The organism is Variovorax sp. MPBD4-3 (assembly GCF_058809745.1).
The window spans coordinates 116,476-135,988 of sequence record NZ_JBXASW010000013.1; the positions used below are offsets into that span (position 1 = coordinate 116,476).

17 protein-coding genes are annotated in these 19,513 nt (G+C 67.5%); 12 read left to right on the forward strand and 5 right to left on the reverse strand.

Annotated elements, in window-relative coordinates:
- Window positions 1-2 precede the first annotated feature (2 nt).
- Window positions 3-1,139, reverse strand: coding sequence for a DUF5938 domain-containing protein (locus AC1RVW_RS10975; RefSeq protein WP_493199843.1), 1,137 nt, complete (start codon window positions 1,137-1,139; stop codon window positions 3-5).
- 25 nt (window positions 1,140-1,164) lie between these two features.
- On the reverse strand, window positions 1,165-1,968 hold the full coding sequence (locus AC1RVW_RS10980) for an SDR family NAD(P)-dependent oxidoreductase (protein WP_493199845.1): 804 nt from the start codon (window positions 1,966-1,968) through the stop codon (window positions 1,165-1,167).
- Between the two features lie 204 nt (window positions 1,969-2,172).
- Here AC1RVW_RS10980 and AC1RVW_RS10985 point away from each other — a divergent pair, with 204 nt between their 5' ends.
- The 5 genes from AC1RVW_RS10985 (at window position 2,173) to AC1RVW_RS11005 (ending at window position 6,349) form a co-directional block, all read left to right on the forward strand.
- Window positions 2,173-2,859 carry a TetR/AcrR family transcriptional regulator gene (locus tag AC1RVW_RS10985; RefSeq protein ID WP_493199847.1) on the forward strand — a complete coding sequence of 229 codons (687 nt, stop codon included), beginning with the start codon at window positions 2,173-2,175 and terminating at the stop codon, window positions 2,857-2,859.
- Window positions 2,860-2,925: 66 nt separating this feature from the next.
- Window positions 2,926-3,885: a TIGR03571 family LLM class oxidoreductase gene (locus tag AC1RVW_RS10990; RefSeq protein WP_081267987.1), complete on the forward strand. Its 960-nt coding sequence runs from the start codon at window positions 2,926-2,928 to the stop codon at window positions 3,883-3,885.
- A gap of 51 nt (window positions 3,886-3,936) precedes the next feature.
- Window positions 3,937-4,641 (forward strand): glutathione S-transferase N-terminal domain-containing protein, encoded by a 705-nt coding sequence (locus AC1RVW_RS10995; RefSeq protein ID WP_081267986.1) that lies wholly within the window; start codon window positions 3,937-3,939, stop codon window positions 4,639-4,641.
- Window positions 4,642-4,666: 25 nt separating this feature from the next.
- Window positions 4,667-5,476: a 4'-phosphopantetheinyl transferase family protein gene (locus AC1RVW_RS11000; protein ID WP_493199850.1), complete on the forward strand. Its 810-nt coding sequence runs from the start codon at window positions 4,667-4,669 to the stop codon at window positions 5,474-5,476.
- 30 nt (window positions 5,477-5,506) lie between these two features.
- Window positions 5,507-6,349: a plasmid replication/partition related protein gene (locus tag AC1RVW_RS11005; RefSeq protein ID WP_493199852.1), complete on the forward strand. Its 843-nt coding sequence runs from the start codon at window positions 5,507-5,509 to the stop codon at window positions 6,347-6,349.
- A 22-nt stretch (window positions 6,350-6,371) separates the two neighbouring features.
- Here the strand turns inward: AC1RVW_RS11005 and AC1RVW_RS11010 are convergent, their stop codons facing one another.
- Complete coding sequence (locus AC1RVW_RS11010; RefSeq protein WP_493199854.1) at window positions 6,372-6,956, reverse strand: BPSL1445 family SYLF domain-containing lipoprotein; 585 nt, start codon at window positions 6,954-6,956, stop codon at window positions 6,372-6,374.
- 324 nt (window positions 6,957-7,280) lie between these two features.
- Here AC1RVW_RS11010 and AC1RVW_RS11015 point away from each other — a divergent pair, with 324 nt between their 5' ends.
- From AC1RVW_RS11015 to AC1RVW_RS11035, 5 genes are all read left to right on the forward strand, one after another.
- Window positions 7,281-8,033 carry a hypothetical protein gene (locus AC1RVW_RS11015; RefSeq protein ID WP_493199856.1) on the forward strand — a complete coding sequence of 251 codons (753 nt, stop codon included), beginning with the start codon at window positions 7,281-7,283 and terminating at the stop codon, window positions 8,031-8,033.
- Window positions 8,030-8,554 carry a GTP-binding protein gene (locus AC1RVW_RS11020; RefSeq protein ID WP_493199858.1) on the forward strand — a complete coding sequence of 175 codons (525 nt, stop codon included), beginning with the start codon at window positions 8,030-8,032 and terminating at the stop codon, window positions 8,552-8,554. The genes AC1RVW_RS11015 and AC1RVW_RS11020 overlap by 4 nt, the downstream gene beginning before the upstream one ends.
- Before the next feature lie 26 nt (window positions 8,555-8,580).
- Window positions 8,581-8,964, forward strand: coding sequence for a roadblock/LC7 domain-containing protein (locus AC1RVW_RS11025; RefSeq protein WP_081267980.1), 384 nt, complete (start codon window positions 8,581-8,583; stop codon window positions 8,962-8,964).
- A gap of 99 nt (window positions 8,965-9,063) precedes the next feature.
- Window positions 9,064-9,423, forward strand: coding sequence for a hypothetical protein (locus tag AC1RVW_RS11030; RefSeq protein ID WP_081267979.1), 360 nt, complete (start codon window positions 9,064-9,066; stop codon window positions 9,421-9,423).
- A 127-nt stretch (window positions 9,424-9,550) separates the two neighbouring features.
- Entirely contained in the window at window positions 9,551-10,417 is an 867-nt protein-coding gene (locus AC1RVW_RS11035) for a DUF418 domain-containing protein (protein ID WP_493199861.1), read from the forward strand.
- Here the strand turns inward: AC1RVW_RS11035 and AC1RVW_RS11040 are convergent.
- Window positions 10,348-12,189, reverse strand: a complete 1,842-nt coding sequence (locus AC1RVW_RS11040; RefSeq protein WP_493199863.1) for a bifunctional metallophosphatase/5'-nucleotidase — start codon at window positions 12,187-12,189, stop codon at window positions 10,348-10,350. The genes AC1RVW_RS11035 and AC1RVW_RS11040 overlap by 70 nt on opposite strands.
- Before the next feature lie 101 nt (window positions 12,190-12,290).
- A complete protein-coding gene (locus AC1RVW_RS11045; RefSeq protein ID WP_493199865.1) occupies window positions 12,291-12,764 on the reverse strand; it encodes a hypothetical protein in 474 nt (157 codons plus the stop codon).
- A 184-nt stretch (window positions 12,765-12,948) separates the two neighbouring features.
- Between AC1RVW_RS11045 and AC1RVW_RS11050 the strand changes: the two genes are divergently transcribed.
- Both AC1RVW_RS11050 and AC1RVW_RS11055 read left to right on the forward strand, forming a co-directional pair.
- Window positions 12,949-13,158 (forward strand): hypothetical protein, encoded by a 210-nt coding sequence (locus AC1RVW_RS11050; protein ID WP_081268037.1) that lies wholly within the window; start codon window positions 12,949-12,951, stop codon window positions 13,156-13,158.
- Between the two features lie 692 nt (window positions 13,159-13,850).
- On the forward strand, window positions 13,851-19,513 hold a 5,663-nt coding region (locus AC1RVW_RS11055), incomplete at its 3' end, for an Ig-like domain-containing protein (RefSeq protein WP_493199867.1).

Below are 19,513 nucleotides of genomic sequence, written 5' to 3' on the forward strand. Positions count from 1 at the left end.
CGTCAGCCCAGCCGCGTGAGCGCCGGCTCCTGCACCAGCCCGAAGCTGCGCAGCGCACCCAGCAGCTCACGATGCCCGAAGGCCTGGCAACCCGAGGCGAAGCCGGCCCGCCTGGGCGGCTGCTGCAGCAGCGAGGCGGCGGCATAGGCCTGCAGCAAGCCGGTCTGCTTGTAGTTGCAGTTGCCGAAGATCACGCAGTGCACACGGCCCAGCGGGCCGGAGGCATGCACAGAATCGACGGACTTGTTGATGCGCGGGTTCTCGCGCGGGGGCATGGTGTTCATCACGCCCGCCGCCGTCTTGGCCAGCGCGGCATAGCGGTCTTCGTCGTTCATGCCCTCGGTGGCCTTGAGCGCGGCGGCGACGATCTGCGGCACGCCCTGCATCAGCGCCTTGTTGAAGACGCCGCCGAGCACCTTCACGTTGGCCACGCGCGGATCGCGCTTGAACCACACCGGGTGCGAGGTGCCGCCCCACGGCAATGCCAGCGCCGCCTCGTGCTGGCCCGGAATCGACAGGTGGTACAGGCCGGCGTCGGGTTGCCATTCGACGTACTCGTTCTGCTCCAGGTAGTAGGCCTTGGAGGTGGCCGCATTGACCAGGATGGTCTGGGTCGACGCGATGGTCGGGCTGCCGCCCCAGAACACCGCGATGTCCAGCGTGTCGAGCCCCGGCGTCTCCAGGCACAGTTGCGCCGCGATCTCGCCGGTGGTGTACATCTGCGCCAGGCCCGGCGAGAGCAGCAGGCCGGACTTGGCGAACCTGTCGCCCCATTCGCGCTCGAGCGTGATGAGCCAGTCCTGCTCGCCGGTGGTGTCGGTGTAGTGGCATCCGGCGGCCAGGCAGGCTTCGACGACCTCGGGGCCGAACTTGGCGAAAGGCCCCACCGTGTTGAGCACCACCGATGCGCCGGTGAAGAGCTCGGTGAGCGCGCCCACCGAATGCGCCACCTCCACCACCTCGTAGTTCGCGGTCTCGATGCCGGGCACGTTGGACTTCATCGCCGCTTCCACCTTCTGCGCGCTGCGGCCCGCTGCAACGAAGGGAATGTTGTACTCGCGCAGGTACTCGCAGATCAGGCGTCCGGTGTAGCCGGAGGCGCCGTAGACGACGACGGGCTTCTTCTTGCTGCTGCTCATGTTGTTTCTCCTTGATGTCGTGTGCTCACATGCCCATGCCGCCGTCCACCGCGAGGCCGGCGCCGGTGATGAACCGGGCTGCGTCGCTGCAGAGGAAGACCACCACGTCGGCCATGTCGCCGACCTCGCCCAGCCGCCCGAGCGGCGTCTGGCCGACCACGTCGCCCACGGCCGCTTCCACGCTGGGCGCGAGCCCAGCGGCCACGATGTCGCTGGCGAGCTTCATGCCCATGTCGGTGGGCACCAGCCCCGGGTAGATGCAGTTCACGCGCACGCCATAGCCCAGCTTGCCGGACTCCATGGCGGCCACGCGCGTGGCGCGGTCGACCGCCGACTTGGTGGCCGAGTAGCCGGCGATGGCCGGGAACGCGATGGTGGCCGCGACAGAAGCGATGTTGACCACCGCCCCGCCGCCGCCCGCGCTGCCGCCGGGGCGCATCGCGCGGAACGCGTGCTTCATGCCGAGCAGCGTGCCGGCCACGTTGACGTCGAGCATGCGGCGCAGGTCGTCGCCGTCGACATCGATCACCAGAGAGGTGATCTCGATGCCCGCGTTGTTGACGAGGATGTCGAAGCCGCCGAGCTCCTTCACCGTGGTCTCGGTGGCCGAGGCCCAGTCGCCGTCCTTCGTGACGTCGAGCGGAACGAAGCCCACCTTCGCGCCTGAAGAAGAAAGCCGGGTGGCGGTCTCCCGCCCGAGGTCGGCGAGCACGTCGCCGATCATCACGGACGCACCGGCCGCCGCCAGCGCTTCGGCAATGCTCGCGCCAATGCCGCGCGCGCCGCCCGTCACGAGCGCACGGCGCCCTTTCAAGTCGAACTTGGCCATCACTTGTCTCCTGTGGATATGTTTGTGAGATGGAGCGGCCATGCTAGAAATCGACTTGACACGTGTCAAGGATTTATTTGACGAGTGTCAAGAATCCATAGAATGGCATGCGTGACATGCCGGATGCGGGTTCTCCCGCTTGCGTGCTATGGTTTGCAATCAACACGGATACAGGGGGCCGGCATGCAAGCGGTCCGTTTTGAAATGACGACAGAACAACGCTCAACAAAGAAGCCAGCGGAGCGCGTGCCCAAGGCAAGGATCGACAAGTTCTCGGAGCGACGTGCGGAACTGGGCGAGGCCGCACTCACCACATTGGCCGCGCTGGGCTATGCGCGCACCAGCCTGCGCGAGATCGCGCAGAACTCCGAGTTCTCGCACGGCGTGCTGCACTACTACTTCAGCGACAAGATCGACCTGATCATCTGCAGCGTCAAGCAGTACAAGGCGCGCTGCGTCACCCGCTACGACCATGCGGTCGACAGCGCGAACACCTGCGACGAGCTGATGGAAGGCTTCCTGCAGAGCCTGGCCGACACGCTGCGCGACGAAGGCCATGTGCACCGCCTCTGGTACGACCTGCGTTCGCAGGCCCTGTTCGAGGAAGCGTTCCGCTCCGACGTCGTGCAGATCGACAAGAGCCTGGAAGACATGATCTGGCGCATCATGAGCCGCTTTGCCGAGTTGTCCGGCGAAGACCCCGGCTTGACGCCCTCGGCCACCTACGCGCTGTTCGACGGGCTGTTCCAGCAGGCGCTGCTCAAGCATCTTTCGGGCGACGCCGGCGCGGTGGCCGCGATGCAGGCCGACGTGCGGCAGTCCATCGTGCGGCTGTTCTCGCTGCAGGCCAAGCCCGCGCCGGCAGCACCCAAGCGCGCTCAACGCGTGTAAGGCGATGCGATCGCACGTGCGATCATCATTTTCAGGACCTCACGTGCGCCTTCGCGTCTTCCGTACATGCCTCCCTTCAACACCGCCTACCGGCGGACCTTGCTCGCCGGCCGACTCACACTGGGCCTGATGACGCCCGTGGCCCGCGCCAACGGCGCCATGGCCGACCCCGAAGCGGAGCGCGAAGTTGCCGCCCTCGCCGACCGGCTCGGCTTTGCCGCGCTGTGGACGCGCGACGTGCCGGTGATGGTGCCGCAGGGCGAAGAGATATCGGTGCTCGACGAACCCTTCGTGTGGCTCGCGATGCTGGCGGGCGCCACGCGGCGCATCGCGCTCGGCACGGCCGCGGCAGTGCTGCCGCTGCGCCATCCGCTGCATGTGGCCAAGGCGGCGCTGTCGCTGAACCGGCTGTCCGGCGAGCGCTTCATCCTCGGCCTGGGCTCGGGCGACCGCGAGGCCGAATTCGCCATCTTCAGGCAAGACATCGCGCTGCGCGGCGACGCTTTCCGCGAGCGCTGGAACCTGGTGCGCTCGGCGCTCTCACCCGATGAAGCCGGGCGCGCCGCGCTGCGCGAAGCCACCCGCGGCCACGACCTGATGGCGCCACCCGCCGAACGCATCGGCATGCTGGTGGTGGGCTCGGCGCGCCAGTCGCTGCAATGGACCGCCGCCCATGCCGACGGCTGGGCCACCTACCACCGCGACGAGGCACGCCAGCAGGGCCGCATCGGCCTGTGGCAGACCGCGCTGCGCGAGCGCGCGGACGGCGAGCCCAAGCCTTTCGTCCAGTCGCTGCAGATCGACCTGCTCGAAGACCCCGCCGCGCCGGCCGAGCCCATCGAGCTCGGCCTGCGCACCGGGCGCGACGCGCTGGTGGCCTATCTCGATCGCATGGAAGACGCCGGCGTGGCGCATGTGCTGATGAACGTGGTGCGCGGCCCCCGGCCCGCCACGGAGGTGGTCGAGGAACTGGGGCGCGAGGTGTTGCCGCGGCTGCAAGGCCACGCACGCACGCCGGCGGCCTGACCCGTGCAGAATCCGGCGCTTGCAGTTTCCGTGAACCCAAGGACACCACCCATGACCGATCTCTCGAGCTTCCCCATCACGAAGAAATGGCCCGCGCAGCACCCTGAACGGCTGCAGCTGTATTCGCTGCCCACGCCCAACGGCGTGAAGGTGTCGATCATGCTGGAGGAAACCGGCCTGCCCTACGAGCCGCACCTCGTGAGCTTCGAGACCAACGACCAGATGTCGCCGGAGTTCCTCTCGCTCAACCCGAACAACAAGATTCCCGCCATCCTCGACCCCGAAGGCCCGGGTGGCAAGCCGCTGGCGCTGTTCGAGTCGGGCGCGATCCTGCTGTATCTGGCCGAGAAGACCGGCAAGTTCATTCCGCAGGACGCCGCCGGCCGCTACCAGACCCTGCAGTGGGTGATGTTCCAGATGGGCGGCATCGGCCCGATGTTCGGCCAGCTCGGCTTCTTCAACAAGTTCGCCGGCAAGGACTATGAGGACAAGCGCCCGCGCGACCGCTACGTGGGCGAATCGAAGCGCCTGCTCGGCGTGCTCGACAAGCACCTCGCGAACCGCGAATGGATCATGGGCGACAGCTACACCATCGCCGACATCGCCACCTTCCCGTGGATCCGCAACCTCGTCGGCTTCTACGAGGCCGGCGAGCTGGTGGGTTTCAACGATTTCACGAACGTCGCTCGCGTGCTCGAAGCCTTCGTGGCGCGGCCCGCCGTCGTCAAGGGACTGGGCATTCCCAAGCGCGGCTGAACGGGCCGCGCTCATCGGCGCACTCATGCCACCAGCCGACGCCACCCTTCCCCTGCCTCCAGGCGAAATCCATCTCTGGTTCTGCCGCCACGGCGAATCGGGCGATCCGGCGCTGGAGGCGGCCTGCCGTGCATTGCTGGAGCCTCATGAACTTGCGCGGACCGCGCGCTTCCACTTCCAGCGCGACCGGCATCGCCACCTGCTGACGCGGGTGCTGGTGCGCACGGTCCTGTCGCGCTATGCACCGGTGAAGCCGCAGGACTGGCGCTTTGCCGAAGGCAGCTTCGGCCGCCCTCGCATCGCAGAGCCGATGACGCAGGCCGTCGACGGGCTGGATTTCAACCTGAGCCATACGGACGGGCTGATCGTGCTGGCGCTCGCGCGAAATCTCGAGATCGGTGTCGATGCCGAGAACCTCGCCCGCACGGCCTCTCTGGAGCTCGCCGACCACTTCTTCTCGCCGGCCGAGGCGAAGGCGCTGGCCGCGTTGCCGCCCACGCGGCGCGCGCATCGCTTCTTCGAGTTGTGGACCTTGAAGGAGAGCTACATCAAGGCGCGCGGAATGGGCCTGCAGATCCCGCTCGACAGCTTCGGCTTCGCGCTGGACGATGCCGACGACCGCATCGGATTCGCGCTGTGGGGTGACGCGCGCGGCGACAACGCACCGCATCGGCATTTCTGGCAACTGAGGCCCACGCCCGAGCACCTGGTTGCCGTCTGCGCCGCCACCGACGCAAGCGGCATGCGGATCGTGTGCCGCGACATCGCGCCTCTGCAATGGGAGAGGCCCCTCGATATACGGGCGGTGCGCAGCGGGGGATCGGCGGGCATCTAGAATTCCGCCCCTCTCCCCGATCCCGCACCCATGAACATCGTCGTCAACGAAGAACTCAAAGCCTATATCGACCCACTGACGCCGGAGGAGTACGAAGCGCTGGAACGCAGCATCCTGGCCGAAGGCTGCCGCGACGCGCTGGTGCTGTGGGGGGACGTGCTGGTCGACGGCCACAACCGCTACGGCATCTGCCAGAAGCACGGCCTGCCGTTCCAGACCGTGCAGAACACGCGCTTCAAGAGCATCGACGACGTGCATCTGTGGATGATCGACCAGCACCTCGGCCGGCGCAGCATTTCCGATTTCCTGCGCGGCGTGCTCGCCTTGCGCAAGAAGGACATCGTGGATCAGCAACGCGCCCGCATGGCCTCGGCCACCCCGGCGCCGGCGGGAGATGCGCCGTTCGACGTCGATCCGCCGGCCGACACCGGCGCCGTGGAAGGCGCCGTGCCCCTGCCGCCGCCCGCGCCGCTGAACAGCCGCGAGGCCATTGCCAGGGCCGCGCGGCTGAGCAGCAGCCAGGTCGTGATGATCGAGAAAATCCAGAAGCAGGCCGCGCCTGAACTGGTGGCGGCCGTGAAGTCGGGCGTGATTTCCATCAACACCGCCGCGGCGGTGGCCACGTTGCCAGCCGAAGAACAGGTGTCCGCGGCGAATGCCGGCAAGGACGAACTCAAGCAGGCGGCCAAGCGCGTGCGCGAGTCGAAGAAAAAACCACGTGAGGAGCCCGCTGAAACTGCGGCCGGCGACGATGGATCGTCCTCCGACGCGGACACGGTGCAGCTGCTGAAGGAGCGCGTGCTGCAGCTGACCGCGGAGAACGACGCCCTGCGCAAGCAAGTGGCCGAGCTGCAGGCGCGGCTCGGCCACTAAGTGCTTTTAGCGCGCGGTCAGCTTACAGCTGGATTTCGGTGATCTTCGCGCCCGACAGCGAGACGCCGGCTTCCAGGCCAACGTTGGTCATCACGAAGCCCACGACCGGTTGGCGCAGGGTATTGGTGTCGACGCTGCCGTTGGCACCGATGGTTGCAACGGCCACGGTGGCGTCGGCGCCGGCCGTCCAGCCCTTGCTGTTGCGGAACTTGTCCAGGGCAGCCTGCGTGGTGAACACGTAGACCACCGCCTTCGACTGCGCGCCGGCCTGGAAGCCCAGCGAGCCCGAGGTGGTGCTGTAGTACGACTGGGTGCGCCCGTTCACGCGCAGTGCGCCGCGGCCGTATTCGGCGCCCACGCCCATGCTGGCACCCACCACGGCGGGGAACACCAGCACGCCGCTCGAACGCGCGACCAACTCGCGGGAGCCCTTCACGGAGTCATACAGCTTGGACAGCGAGGCGTCGATCTGCGCGTCGATCGAAGTGCGCGACGACGTGCTGCTGGCCTGGTCCTGCGGCTTCGTGGTGGTGCAACCGACAAACGCGATGCTGGCCAGGGCGACAGCAGACGAAACGGCAAGCGTGCGGAGATTCAGGGTGTTCATAGCGTCTTCCTTTGGAAAAACATGGTTCGGCGAAGAAATCTCTGCCTCCCTCGGCAGATGAGCCATGCTAAATCCGCAAAACCGGGGCAAATGGCGCTTGAGGAATCCGCCTACGCGAAGACACGGTGTCGGTGAACGAATCCGTTGCTCGGCGCAACAACTTCGTCCGTAATCTTGTGTTTTTATTTGCAACAGGTGTTATATTTTTATCGTCACACATATTGATACAACCCTTTCCTGCGAGCCTGAGTTGCATCCAAACCGGCATATCCGCCCCATGCTGACGCCCTTGGTCGAGGCGCATCGCAGTCACGCATACCTGCCATGACGAGCGCCGCCACTCCCGCGATCAAGGGCCAGCGCGCCTTGCTGAGCTTCAGCGTCGAGGGGTTGCCGCCCCGCGAAGAGCTGCTTCTCAAGTCGCTGGTCCGCCTGCTTGACCACCGCACCCACCAGCACTGGGCCTGGAAGGCCGGCCAGGCAGACCTCCGGGTGGTGGGCGGGCAAGCCAGCGCAGAAGCCGACGATCCGGCGCCGGCCGTGCCGGTACTGGCCATCGGCCAGCCCGATCCGCAGCGCGGCGGCCATTTCCTGTCGCTGCCGCTGCATGCCGATGAGTTGGAGAACACGCTCAACCGGCTCGGCGCGATGGTCGTCCACGCACGCGGCCTCGGGATCGCGGCGCCCGGCACCCACATTGCCGACGACGAGGAATTCCGCCTGCTGCGCTGGCCGCCCGCCGCCTTGCTGGAGACGCCCGCGCGCGTTCGCCTGGCCACCCTCATGACCGGCCGGCCGACCTCCCTGCTGCTGCTGCGGCAGCGCTCGGGCCTCGCGCCGCAGGACTGCCTCGATTTCCTTTCAGACCTGCGGCGCGCCGAGTTGCTCGAAAGCGCCCGCCAGCCTGCGCCCGCCGCCGCCGCCACGCTGCCGGTCGCGCTTTCCACGCCGTCCGCGCCCGATTCGGTTCTGCCGATCGACAGCCGTCCGCAGGCCCTGGCGCGCGACCCCGTGCAACCCGGCCTGCTGGCGCGCATCCGCAGCCGCCTCGGCCTGCTGACGACCGGGCACAAATGACTGTCGAACACAAGATCCTCTTCACCGGCACCATGGGCGCCGGCAAGACCACCGCCATCGGCGCCGTGAGCGAGATACCCCCGGTCAGCACCGACGTGCGCAACAGCGACACCTCGGTGGCCAAGGCCACCACCACGGTCGGCCTGGACTACGGCGAACTCACGCTCGACAACGGCGAGAAGCTGCGCCTGTACGGCACGCCCGGCCAGATACGCTTCGACTTCATGTGGCGCATCCTGGCGCGCGGCGCGCTCGGCCTGGTGATCCTGGTGGACAACAGCCGCCCCGATCCGCTGGCCGACCTGGATGTCTACCTCGACGGCTTTGCCGAACTCATCGCCAGGACCGCCTGCGTGGTCGCCGTGGGCCGCATGGAAGCCCACCCCCAGCCCGACATCGACGCCTATGCGCAGCGGATGGAATCCCGGGGCGTGCTCTGCCCCGTGCTGCCGGCCAACGTCACCGACGCACGGCAGGTGGTCGAGCTGCTGGAGTTGCTGCTGCTGCAGCTCGAAACCTGAGCCCCGTCCTTCACCCTCGAGTCCTCATGCAAATAACGCCAAGAATCAAGCTCGCCGCCGAAGCCGCCATCGACACGCTGATGCGCGAGATCAAGGGCGTGAAAGCGGTCGTGATCTCGACCGAGGACGGCCTGGAACTGGCCGCGCGCGTGGAGAACACCGCGCAGGTGGCCCGCCTCTCGGCCATTGCCAGCTCTCTGGCGGCGCTGGGCGCGGTCGCGGGCGAGGAAAGCAACCTCGGCGCCTGCGACAACGTGACCATCGAAGCGACCCACGGCCACATCCTGATGCTGCAGGCGCGCCACCCGGAGATCACCCTCATCGTGAGCGTCGTCACGGGCAAGGACGCGATCATCGGCCAGGTCCTCTACTTCGCGAAGCAGGCAACGCTGTCGCTGCAGCAGGCCTGAGGGCCCGCCCCGGCCGCACCGGTTCGACTCCGGCAGCCGCCCACCTCTTCGCCCGGGTGGCTGCCGACTTTCAGGGGCGAGGTACTAGGAAAGATTCCGATGGCAAATATCAAGCAATCCATGGACGACCTGATGACCTGCGACGGCGCGCTGTGCGCGGCACTGGTCGACTCCAGCAGCGGCATGATCCTGGGCCAGATCGGCTCGGGCGTCGACCTGGAAGTGGCGGCGGCGGGCAACACCGAAGTGGTCCGCGCCAAGCTGCGCACCATGCGTGACCTGGGCCTGAACGACGTCATCGAGGACATCCTCATCACTCTGGGCAGGCAGTACCACATCATCCGGCCGATGCAGAAGAAGGAAGGCCTGTTCGTCTACCTCGTGCTCGACAAAGCCAAGTCGAACCTCGCGCTGGCCCGCCGCAAGACGCTGGACGTGGAGCAGAACCTGGCCGTCTGAGCGCGGGGCGCATGCGCCGAACAGCGCAATGTTCGCGCAATGCTGATTCATAGCATCGCAGGTCTGGCACGGGCGGCTCGCTGCAGCCGCCCGACATCCGGCATCCGACCCGACCCTGCGAACTCCGATGACATCCGATCCTGCAAGGCCGCCGCGCTATTCAGCCGCGGGCGGCTCCCCGAGCCATTCGAACACCGCCGCGCCGCGCGCGCGATCCCCGGCAGTGCCCGGGTCAGCGCAAGCCACTCGGCGCCTTGAACTGCTCGACGCGCTGCGCGGCTTCGCGCTGCTCGGGGTGCCGCTGCTCGACGCGAGGTCGATCACCCTCTTCGCGCTGCTCTTCGGCGCCGGCTTCGCATTGCAGTCCGGCGGCACGCGGCCCTGCAAACTGCGCATGCCGGTGCTGCAGCAGTCGGTGGCGCACCGGCGATTCTGGGTCCGACTGTTGCGCGCGAGCTTCGGCGTCGGCGTGGTCGCGGGCACGCTGCTGATGCTGCAGCACGGCGACAACCGCGTCGCTGCCTGGCTGCACGGCGGCGCGGGCCTCGTCCTTGCGCGCCTGCTGCGCGACATCGCGCCGCTGGCACTGGGCCTTTTCTGCATGGCGGGCTTCGTGCTGCTGTTCCAGCATGCCGCGTGGCGCCGATGGTTGTGCAAGCTGGCGCCGATGGGCCGCATGGCGCTGACCAGCTTCATCGCACAGACGCTGGTCGGCCTTGGCTTGTTCCACGGCATCGGGCTGGGCCCGGGGCCGCGGTTCGGCCCCCTGGGCGTTGCGCTCGCCGGGTTCGCGATCTTCGGGCTGCAGGCGCTTTTCAGTTGCTGGTGGGTTGGCCGCTTCCGCTTCGGCCCGGCCGAATGGGTGTGGCAAAGCCTGGTCCATGGCAAGCCACAACCGATGCGCCTGCGCGCGCCGCCGGCCGCTCAGGGCGGCGTGGCGTTGGTGATGCGGTCCGTTGCCGGCGGGGCCAACGGGCTGCCGGCCTTGATGTAGGCCTCGAGCGCGTCCACGTCCTGGTCGCCGCCGAGCGTGTTCGTGCCCTGGTTGAACACGGTGAAGTTGTCGCCGCCCGTGGCCAGGAAGCTGTTCATCGTGACGCGATAGCTGGTGGCGTCGGCCATCGCGGTGCCGTTGAGCGCCATGTTGGTGATGCGCGAGCCGGCGGGCTGCGCGAGGTTGTAGGTGTAGGTGAAGCCGGCCGACGGCAGCAGCACCCTTGGTGCCGCGGTCGTGTTGGCGCCGCTGTTGAACTGCTGCTCCAGCACCGCCCGGATCTGCGCGCCGGTCATGGTCTTGACCACGAGGCTGTTGCCGAAGGGCTGGACCGCGAAGATCTGCCCGTAGGTCACGCTGCCGTCGGAAGCGGGCGCGAGATCGGCGCGCACGCCGCCCGGGTTCATGAAGGCGATCTGCGCGGCGCCCTTGTCGGCCGCCTTGGTCGCGGCCAGTTGCGCGTCGGCGATCAGGTTGCCCATCACGCTTTCCCGCGACGACGTCTGCGTGCGCGTGGCAGTGGCGGTGAGCTGGCCCACCACGCGCTGCACCAGCGGCCCCGCGATGGTGAGGTACTGGCTGATCAGCGCAGCCACTTGCTGGTTCTTGCCGAACACGGGGTACTGGTCGGTCACCGCATAGGTGGTGGCGCCGCTGGTGTAGCCCTCGCCCTGCACGATCACGTTGTCCGCCGCCTTGGCCGTGACCTTGCGCGTGCGGGTGTCGATGGTCAGGTTGATGTCGGTGAGCAGCGTGCCGTACTGGCCGGCGCTGGTCAGCAGGAAGGGCTTGGCCGGGTTGGTCTTGCCGTAGTCGCACACATAGGAACGGTGCGTGTGGCCCGAAATGACGACGTCGACGGCGGCATCGAGCTTGTTGAGGATGGGCAGGATGTCGCCGCTCAGGCCCGCGCAGCTCTTGTCGTTGTAGCCCACGGTGGTGGTGCCGCCTTCGTGGATCACCACCACCACGGCGTCGGCGCCCTGGGCCTTCAGCTGCGGGATGAGCGCATTGGCGGTGTCGGCCTCGTCCTTGAAGCTCAGGCCGGCGACGCCGGCGGGCGTGACGATGTTGGGCGTGCCCTTCAGCGTCATGCCGATGAACGCCACCTTGACCGTGGCGCCGTCCTTGGTGAAGCTCTTCATGCCGGTGGCGGGAAACAGCGTGTTGCCGTCGGTCTTCACCGTGTTGGCCGACAGGAAGCCGAAGTTCGCACCCGGGAAGTTCTTGTTGACGCGGCACGGCTCGAGCGCGGTGTTCTTCGCGCAGCCGCCGTTCTTCATGCGCAGCAGTTCAGTCTGGCCCTTGTCGAACTCATGGTTGCCGACCGCGTTGAAGTCGATCTTCATGGCATTCACCGCCTCGATGGTCGACTCGTCCAGGAACAGCGCGGACACCAGCGGCGACGCACCGATCATGTCGCCGGCCGACACCACCGCGTTGTTCGGGTTCTTCTCCTTGAGCGCTGCAATTGCCGAAGCCATGTAGGCCGCGCCGCCGGCCGGCACCGCCACCGTGCCGCCCCCCTTGGCAGGCGCGGAGATCGTCAGCTTCGGCGGCTCGAGGTTGCCGTGCAGGTCGTTGAAGGCAATGAGCTTGACATCCACCGTGCCAGGCACCGCGGGCGCTGGCGCTGGCGCAGGTGCCGGCGGATTCGAAGCGGTGGGCGCCGGCAGCGGCAGGAGGCTGTTCGAATTGTTGCTGCCGCCGCAGGCGGTCAGCGTGGCGAGTACCACGCCCGCCAGGGCGAGCTGTTTCAATGATGGTTGCATGGCACCTCTCCTCTGTTTTGAGTGCAGCCGATGCTGGTGAAGGCGCATGACGGCGGCGTGAATCCCTTCGGCCCTTGGAGGTTTCGGAGCTTTCTCGAATTTCAGGGCAGCGGGACCAGGCGGGCCGAGACACCTGGGCCGAAGGCGCTTTGCAACAACGACTGGGCCTGTGCGCTGCGCGTGTCGGCGAGCGACTGCACCGCGAGCCGCGCCTCGGCAGGCTGGCGCTGCAGGTGCCAGCCCTCCTGTCCAAGACGGATGAGCCGCGCGAGCGCCGCCGGGTCGGCCACGACGAGCCCTGTGGGTTTGATGTCGAGCCAGTCGGTCACCTGGTCGGTCTCCCCGCCCAGACGCTCGGCCGCGGCTTGTGCCAACGCATGCTGCGTGGCCGAGTCGCGCACCGCGCCCTGCAGCACGATGCCGCCGCCATGCCAGCGGATCTCGAGCAGCGGAGCCGACGCGGCGTCGCCTGCGCGGGCGGCTTTTTCAGTTGCGGGGAGCCATGCGGCGAGCACGATCGACACGACAGCCATCAGGCAGGCGGCCAACGCAACGACTCCATGCAGTGGCTTCATCGCACTTTCTCGACTTCAATCCCTAGGGAAGACGAGCGCGAGCGTGCCACGCGGCCCATGACGCCGATATGACGACCGCGAACGGCGGTCAGGCCTACACGATTCGTCGCGGTGCGACGCCCCCTCCTCCGCACAGGCGCGTTAAGCTGATGGCTCCGCCACCCCAGCCCAAGGAATGCACCCCATGCCAGCGAACGCGAAAGTCACCGGAGATGTCGAGTACAGGGCCGGCGATGGCCCCCTCATCCTGATTCCCCAGGGCCCGATCGAGGTCCAGTTGGCACCCGACAGCGCAGTGCTGAGTTGGGGTGACGGCGGAAGCGCACAGACGACGGCGATTCCCATCGCTGAATACCAGCGCTATCTCGACGAAGGCGTGATCCAGCCGGACTGAGCCGAGCCTGGGCACAGGCGGCAGTGCCCCAGAGCGTTGCCTTCAAGATCTTCAAGAGCCTTTTCGTCGACAGCCGCCATCGATGAAATCTCCGCGGCCTTCACGCCGACGCGCTCCCCAACGCGCGTTGCGCCATCCATCGCCTGATCCCCCGAGTCAGGCCTGCACGCAGCCTGAAACCTGAGCAACGGTAAGCAATTGCCGTTCGCGCGGACTGCTCGCGTTTGCACCAGAGACAAAGCACGCCCTCTCTTCGGCAAAACGCGCCGGATAGTTCGCGGCGCCCGATGGCTCAACGTGAAATTTTTCGCGCCTGTCCTTGAAATTGAGCGCGGCAATCTTTCACTGCGCTCTTTGAATGTTTCAAAAATTGCAATGAACGTGCAATAAATAATTCAGGGAGCGCTCAGCATCAGTTTTGTTTCGTGCTCTTTTTCACGATTACTTTGAATCGCACCCCCACAAGAATAAATTTGGTGGTCGCGATTGTCATCTGCCTTCAATGATTGAAATATTCAGAACGCAATGTAACCCACTACATTGCGCTGTCCGAACGATCTGAAAAGGTGTGCCGATCTCGCTCGGAAGCCCAGCCCGAGGGCAACCCCTGGTTGGCAGCAGCGCATACCGCACCCCTTCAATTGCGTTCAAAGAAGTAATTGATCTCGGATTTAAATAGCAGGGAATAGAAGATGTTTTCGTTGGAAGTAATTGCCAAGCGCGGTGGAGAAGTCAGCCAGGTCCTGGTGAACGAGGTCTCCTTGAAAGCGGCCTCGGTCGTTCGAATTGGCCTGTCGAGTGACAGGATCAAGAGCATGCGTCGTGACGGCAATGATCTGGTCGTTACCGCTGTTTCGGGCGAGGTCATCACCATTCATGACTTCTTCACCGCTTTCGACGGAAACAGGAACGACCTGGTACTGAACGACGATCAAGAGGGCATGTGGCTCGCCGAAATCAGCGACAACCAAGGCGATCTGGCGGTGGAGTACTTGGATATCGATTCCATCGAGCCATTGCTGCTGCACCAGGACTTCGAGCTCGGCCTCGTGCCTTTTCTGGTTGGCGGCGCTCTGGCGGGAGGAGTTGCCTTCGCCAGCAGGGGCGACGACTTTCAGGCGTTCGTCTTCCCCTCAGCGCTGCCGGCACCGGGCGACACCATTCCGCCCGCGGCGCCCACGATCAATCCGACCAACGGCAAGCTGATCACCGGCTTGGCCGAAGCCGGCTCCGTGATCACCATCAAGGACGACTCGGGCAACATCATCGGCAGCACCACCGCCGCGTCCGACGGCACGTACACGATCGCCCCGGCGACTCCGCCGAAAGACGGCACGGCGCTGCACGCCGTCGCCACCGATGCAGCCGGCAACGCCAGCCCCGAGGCCACGGCCGCGGTCGACGGCGAGCCGCCGGTCATCGGCATCGCCATCCTCAATGACGCCAACAAGGATGGCTTCATCAACGCCAGCGAGAAAGGCGCCGATGTGACGGTGCAGGTCACGCTGGTGTCCGGCGCGACCGCGGGCGACGTCATCACTCTTGCCGCCGGCACGGCCTCGTCCAGCATCACCCTGACCGCGGCGGACGTCGCCAACGGCTTTGTCAACGCCTCCTTCGCCAATCCGGTGGAAGGCGGCGCGATCAGCGTGAGCGCAACCAGCCGCGACATGGCCGGCAACGTTTCCCCACCGGTGACGACAGGAAACGTCCGCCTCGACACCAGCGCTCCCGGCGCGCCTGCCATCGGTGCTGCCTCGGACGACATGGGCCCGGTGCAGGGGCCGCTTGCCAGTGGCGGCATCACCGACGACACCACGCCCACCCTGACCGGCAGCGGCGCAACGCCGGGCGACGTCATCAAGGTCTACGACAACGGAAGCGCCATCGGCAGCACGACGGTCAGGGCCGACGGCGGCTGGAGCTTCACGCCGCCCAAGCCTCTGCCGGAGGGGACGCATCGGCTCACCACCACCGCCGTCGACCCTGCCGGCAACGAGAGCAGGCCTTCGGCCGCCTTCACGGTCGAGGTGGACACCACGCCGCCCGCGGCGCTGGAAGCCTCCGGCATCCAGGTGCTGGACGACATAGGCGCCGTGCGCGGCCCCATTGCGGCGGGAGCGCAGACCGACGACAGCAAGCCGGAATACGTGGGCAAGGCCGACCCGGCGCAAGTTTCGAGCGTCAGGGTCTACGACAACGGCACGCTGATCGGCAGCACGGCGGTGAACGCCGACGGCACCTGGCGCTTCACGCCCGCACTGCCACTGTCCACCGGTGCACACAGCTTCACCGCGCAAGCGGTCGATATGGCAGGCAACGCCAGCCCTCTCACGCCGGCGTCCACATTCACCCTGCTGGGTGATGCCCCTGCCGCGCCGGCCATCGTCGGCGTGAGCGACAACAAGGGCAGCATCAACGGGAACATCGCCAAAGAAGCCAGCACCGACGACAACACGCCCACGCTGAGCGGCACGGGCACCGTCGGCACGGTCGTCACCGTGTACGCCGACGGCGTGGCCGTGGGTTCGGCCAGCGTGGCCGCCAACGGCACCTGGAGCGTCACGACCGATCCCTTGACCGGCGACGGCGTCAAGAACCTGAGCGCCATCGCAGTCGACGGCGCGGGCCAGGCCAGCCCGGCGACCGGCGACTACCCGATCGTGCTCGACACCACGGCGCCGGCAACACCGGCCACCCTCGTGGCCACGGACGACCAGGGCGCAGTCACCGGCGCCATCCCCGCCGGCGGCTCCACCGACGACGCATCGCCCACCTTCAGCGGCACCGGCGCCAGGGCCGGGGACATCGCCAAGCTGTATGACGGCGCCACCCCCATCGGCAGCACCGCGGTCAAGGCCGACGGCAGCTGGAGCCTCACGCCCGACAAACCCCTGGGCGAGGGCGCGCACAGCATCACGCACACGCTCACCGATGCCGCGGGCAACACCAGCGCCGCCAGCGCACCTCTTGCTTTCACGGTCGACACATCGAATGTTGTGGTCAGCGTCGGCCACGCGGTGGACGACCAGGGCAGCAAACAAGGCAACCTCGCTCCAGGGGCTCTCACCGACGACACCACTCCCACGCTCGTGGGCACGGCAACGGCAATGGCCGTCGTGACCGTCACGGAAAACGCGACTGTCATCGGCTCCACCACGGCGGATGGCAACGGCAACTGGCGTCTCACGCTGCCGGCACAGGCCGAAGGCACGCACAAGTACACGGCCACCGCGGTGAACGCGGCAGGCACCAAGGGCGAAGCCTCGCTCTCGCTCACCATCGACACGACGCCACCGACCGCGCCCTCCATCGCCAAGGCCACCGACGACGTCGGTTCGGTGCAGGGTCCGTTGACGAGCGGCAGTTCCACCGACGACACCACGCCCACGCTGACCGGCAGCGGCGCTACGCCAAGCGACGTCATCAGGGTCTACGACAACGCCAGCCCCATCGGCAGCGCGACGGTGCTGGCCGATGGCAGTTGGAGCTTCACGCCGACCACGCCGCTGGCCGAAGGCACGCATCGCCTCAGCACGTCGGCCATCGATGCCGCCGGCAACGAAAGCCCGCGTTCGGGCGACTTCACGGTCGACGTGGACACCACGCCGCCCTCGAGGCCGGACGCCTCGCTCATCCAGGTGCTGGACGACGTGGGCGCCGTGCAGGGCCCCATCGCCTCCGGCGCACAGACCGACGACAGCCGGCCGACCTACACCGGCAAGGCAGACCCCGCGCAGGTGTCGAGCATCAACGTCTACGACAACGGCGCGCTGATCGGCAGCACTGCCGTGAACGCAGACGGTACCTGGCGCTTCGAGCCCGCGCTTCCGCTGTCCACGGGCGCGCACAGCCTCACCGCGCAGGCCGTGGATGCGGCGGGCAATGCCAGCGCCCTCACGCCCGCTTCGACCTTCACACTGCTGGGCACCGCGCCCGCGGCACCGGCCATCACCGGCGTGAGCGACAACAGGGGCGGCGTGACCGGCAACATCGCCAAGGACACCAGCACCGACGACAACACCCCCACGCTCAGCGGCACCGGCTCCGTCGGCACGGTCGTGACCGTGTACGCCGACGGCATTGCCGTGGGCTCGGCCAGCGTGGCCGCCAATGGCACCTGGAGCGTGACCACCGACCCGCTGGGCACCGACGGCGTCAAGAACCTGAGCGCCATCGCGGTCGACGGCGCGGGCCAGGCCAGTCCTGCCACGGGCATCTATCCGATCGTGCTCGACACCGCGCCTCCCGCCACCCCGGGCGTGGTCGTGGCAACGGACAAGGTTGGCGCGGTGCAAGGCACGGTCGCGTCCGGCGGCACCACGGACGACGTCTCGCCCACTTTCAGCGGTAGCGGCGTCAAGGCCGGAGACACCGTCAGGGTGTACGACGGCGCCACCCTCATCGGCAGCGCCACGGTCGCGACCGATGGCGGCTGGAGCGTCACGCCCGCCGCGTCCTTGGGCGCGGGCCTGCACAGCATCACGCAAACGGTCACCGATGCCGCGGGCAACACCAGCGCCGCCAGCGCGCCGCTGGCTTTCACGGTCGACACCTCCGACGTCATCGTCAGCGTCAAGCAGGCCCAGGAGCGCACGTCGGGGCGCGGAGCAAGGCAGATTGCCGGGCTCACCAACGACACCACACCGACGCTCGCGGGCAAGGCCACGGCCGGCGCGGTCGTCACGGTCACCGAAGGCGCTGCAGTGCTCGGCTCCGCCACGGCGGACGCCAGCGGCAACTGGAGCCTCACGCTGCCGGAACAGGCCGAGGGTGCGCACGAATACAAGGCCACCGCGGTGAACGCCGCCGGCACCAACGGGCAGGCCGTCCTCGGCCTGACCATCGACACCACGCCGCCGAAGATTCCTGCCATAGGACAGGCCACGGACGACGTGGGCACGTTGCAGGGCCCCCTCGCGAACGGAGGCGCCAGCGACGACACCACGCCCACGCTCACCGGCAGCGGCGCAACCGCCGGCGATGTCATCACGGTCTACGACAACGGCAGCGCCGTCGGCAGCACCACGGTCAAGGCCGACGGCAGCTGGAGCTTCACGCCCACCACGCCGCTGGCCGAGGGAGCGCACCGGCTCACGACCACGGCCACCGATCCCGTGGGCAACGAGAGCAAGCCGTCGAGCGACTTCGTGATCACCGTGGACACCGTCGCTCCGGCCACGCCGGTCGCGGCGACCGGCTATGCCGACAACGTCGGCGCCATCCAGAGCCCGGCCAGCACCGCCAGGATCACCGACGACACCACGCCGGGCATCAACATCGGAACGCTGCTCAACGGCCTCACGCCCTCGCTGTATGTCGACGGCACCAAGGTCGCCTCGACCTATGACCCGGTCGCAGGCACGCTGACGCCCAATGTCCCGCTCGGCGACGGCGCGCACCAGCTCGGCTACACGCTGACCGACGCCGCCGGCAACGAGAGCATGCAGGCGCCCGCGCTCGCCGTCACCGTCAGCACGAACGCTCCGGCCGCGCCTGTTGCGGCAAGCGGCTATGCCGACAACGTGGGCGCCGTCCAGAGCCCGAACAGCACCGCGCCGACCACCGACGACAGCACGCCGGGACTCAACATCGCACCGGTGCCATCCGGCTCCACGCCTTCGCTGTACGTCGACGGCACCAAGGTCGCCGCGACCTATGACCCGGCCCTCGGCACGCTGACGCCGGATGCCCCGCTCGCAGAAGGCGCGCACCGCCTCAGCTACACGCTGACCAATACGGCCGGCAACGAGAGCGCGCAGGCGCCGGCGCTTGCCGTCGTCGTCGACAAGACCGCCCCGGTCGCGCCGGTCATGCCGACGAGCTATGCCGACGACATCGGCACCGTACGGAACCCGGCCAGCACCGCGCCGAGCACCGACGACACGATGCCCGGGCTCAACATCGGCACGGTACCCGCCGACACGACGCCTTCGCTGTATGTCGATGGCACCAAGGTCGCGGCGACCTATGACCCGGCCGCAGGCACGCTGACACCGAACGCGCCGCTGGCCGAGGGCTCGCACCGCCTCAGCTACACGCTGACCGATGCGGCCGGCAACGAGAGCGCGCCTTCGGGCGCTCTCGTGGTCCACATGGACATCACGCCGCCCCCGGCGCTCGACGCTTCGGTGCTGCAGGTGCTCGACGACGTGGGTTCGACGCAGGGCCCCATCGCTTCCGGAGCACAGACCGACGACAGCAAGCCCACCTACGCGGGCAAGGCGGACACTGCACAAGTGGCCAGCGTGAATGTCTACGACAACGGCATGCTGCTGGGCAGCACGGCGGTCAACGCCGACGGCACATGGCGCTTCACGCCCGCGCTGCCCCTGACGACCGGCCCGCACAGCTT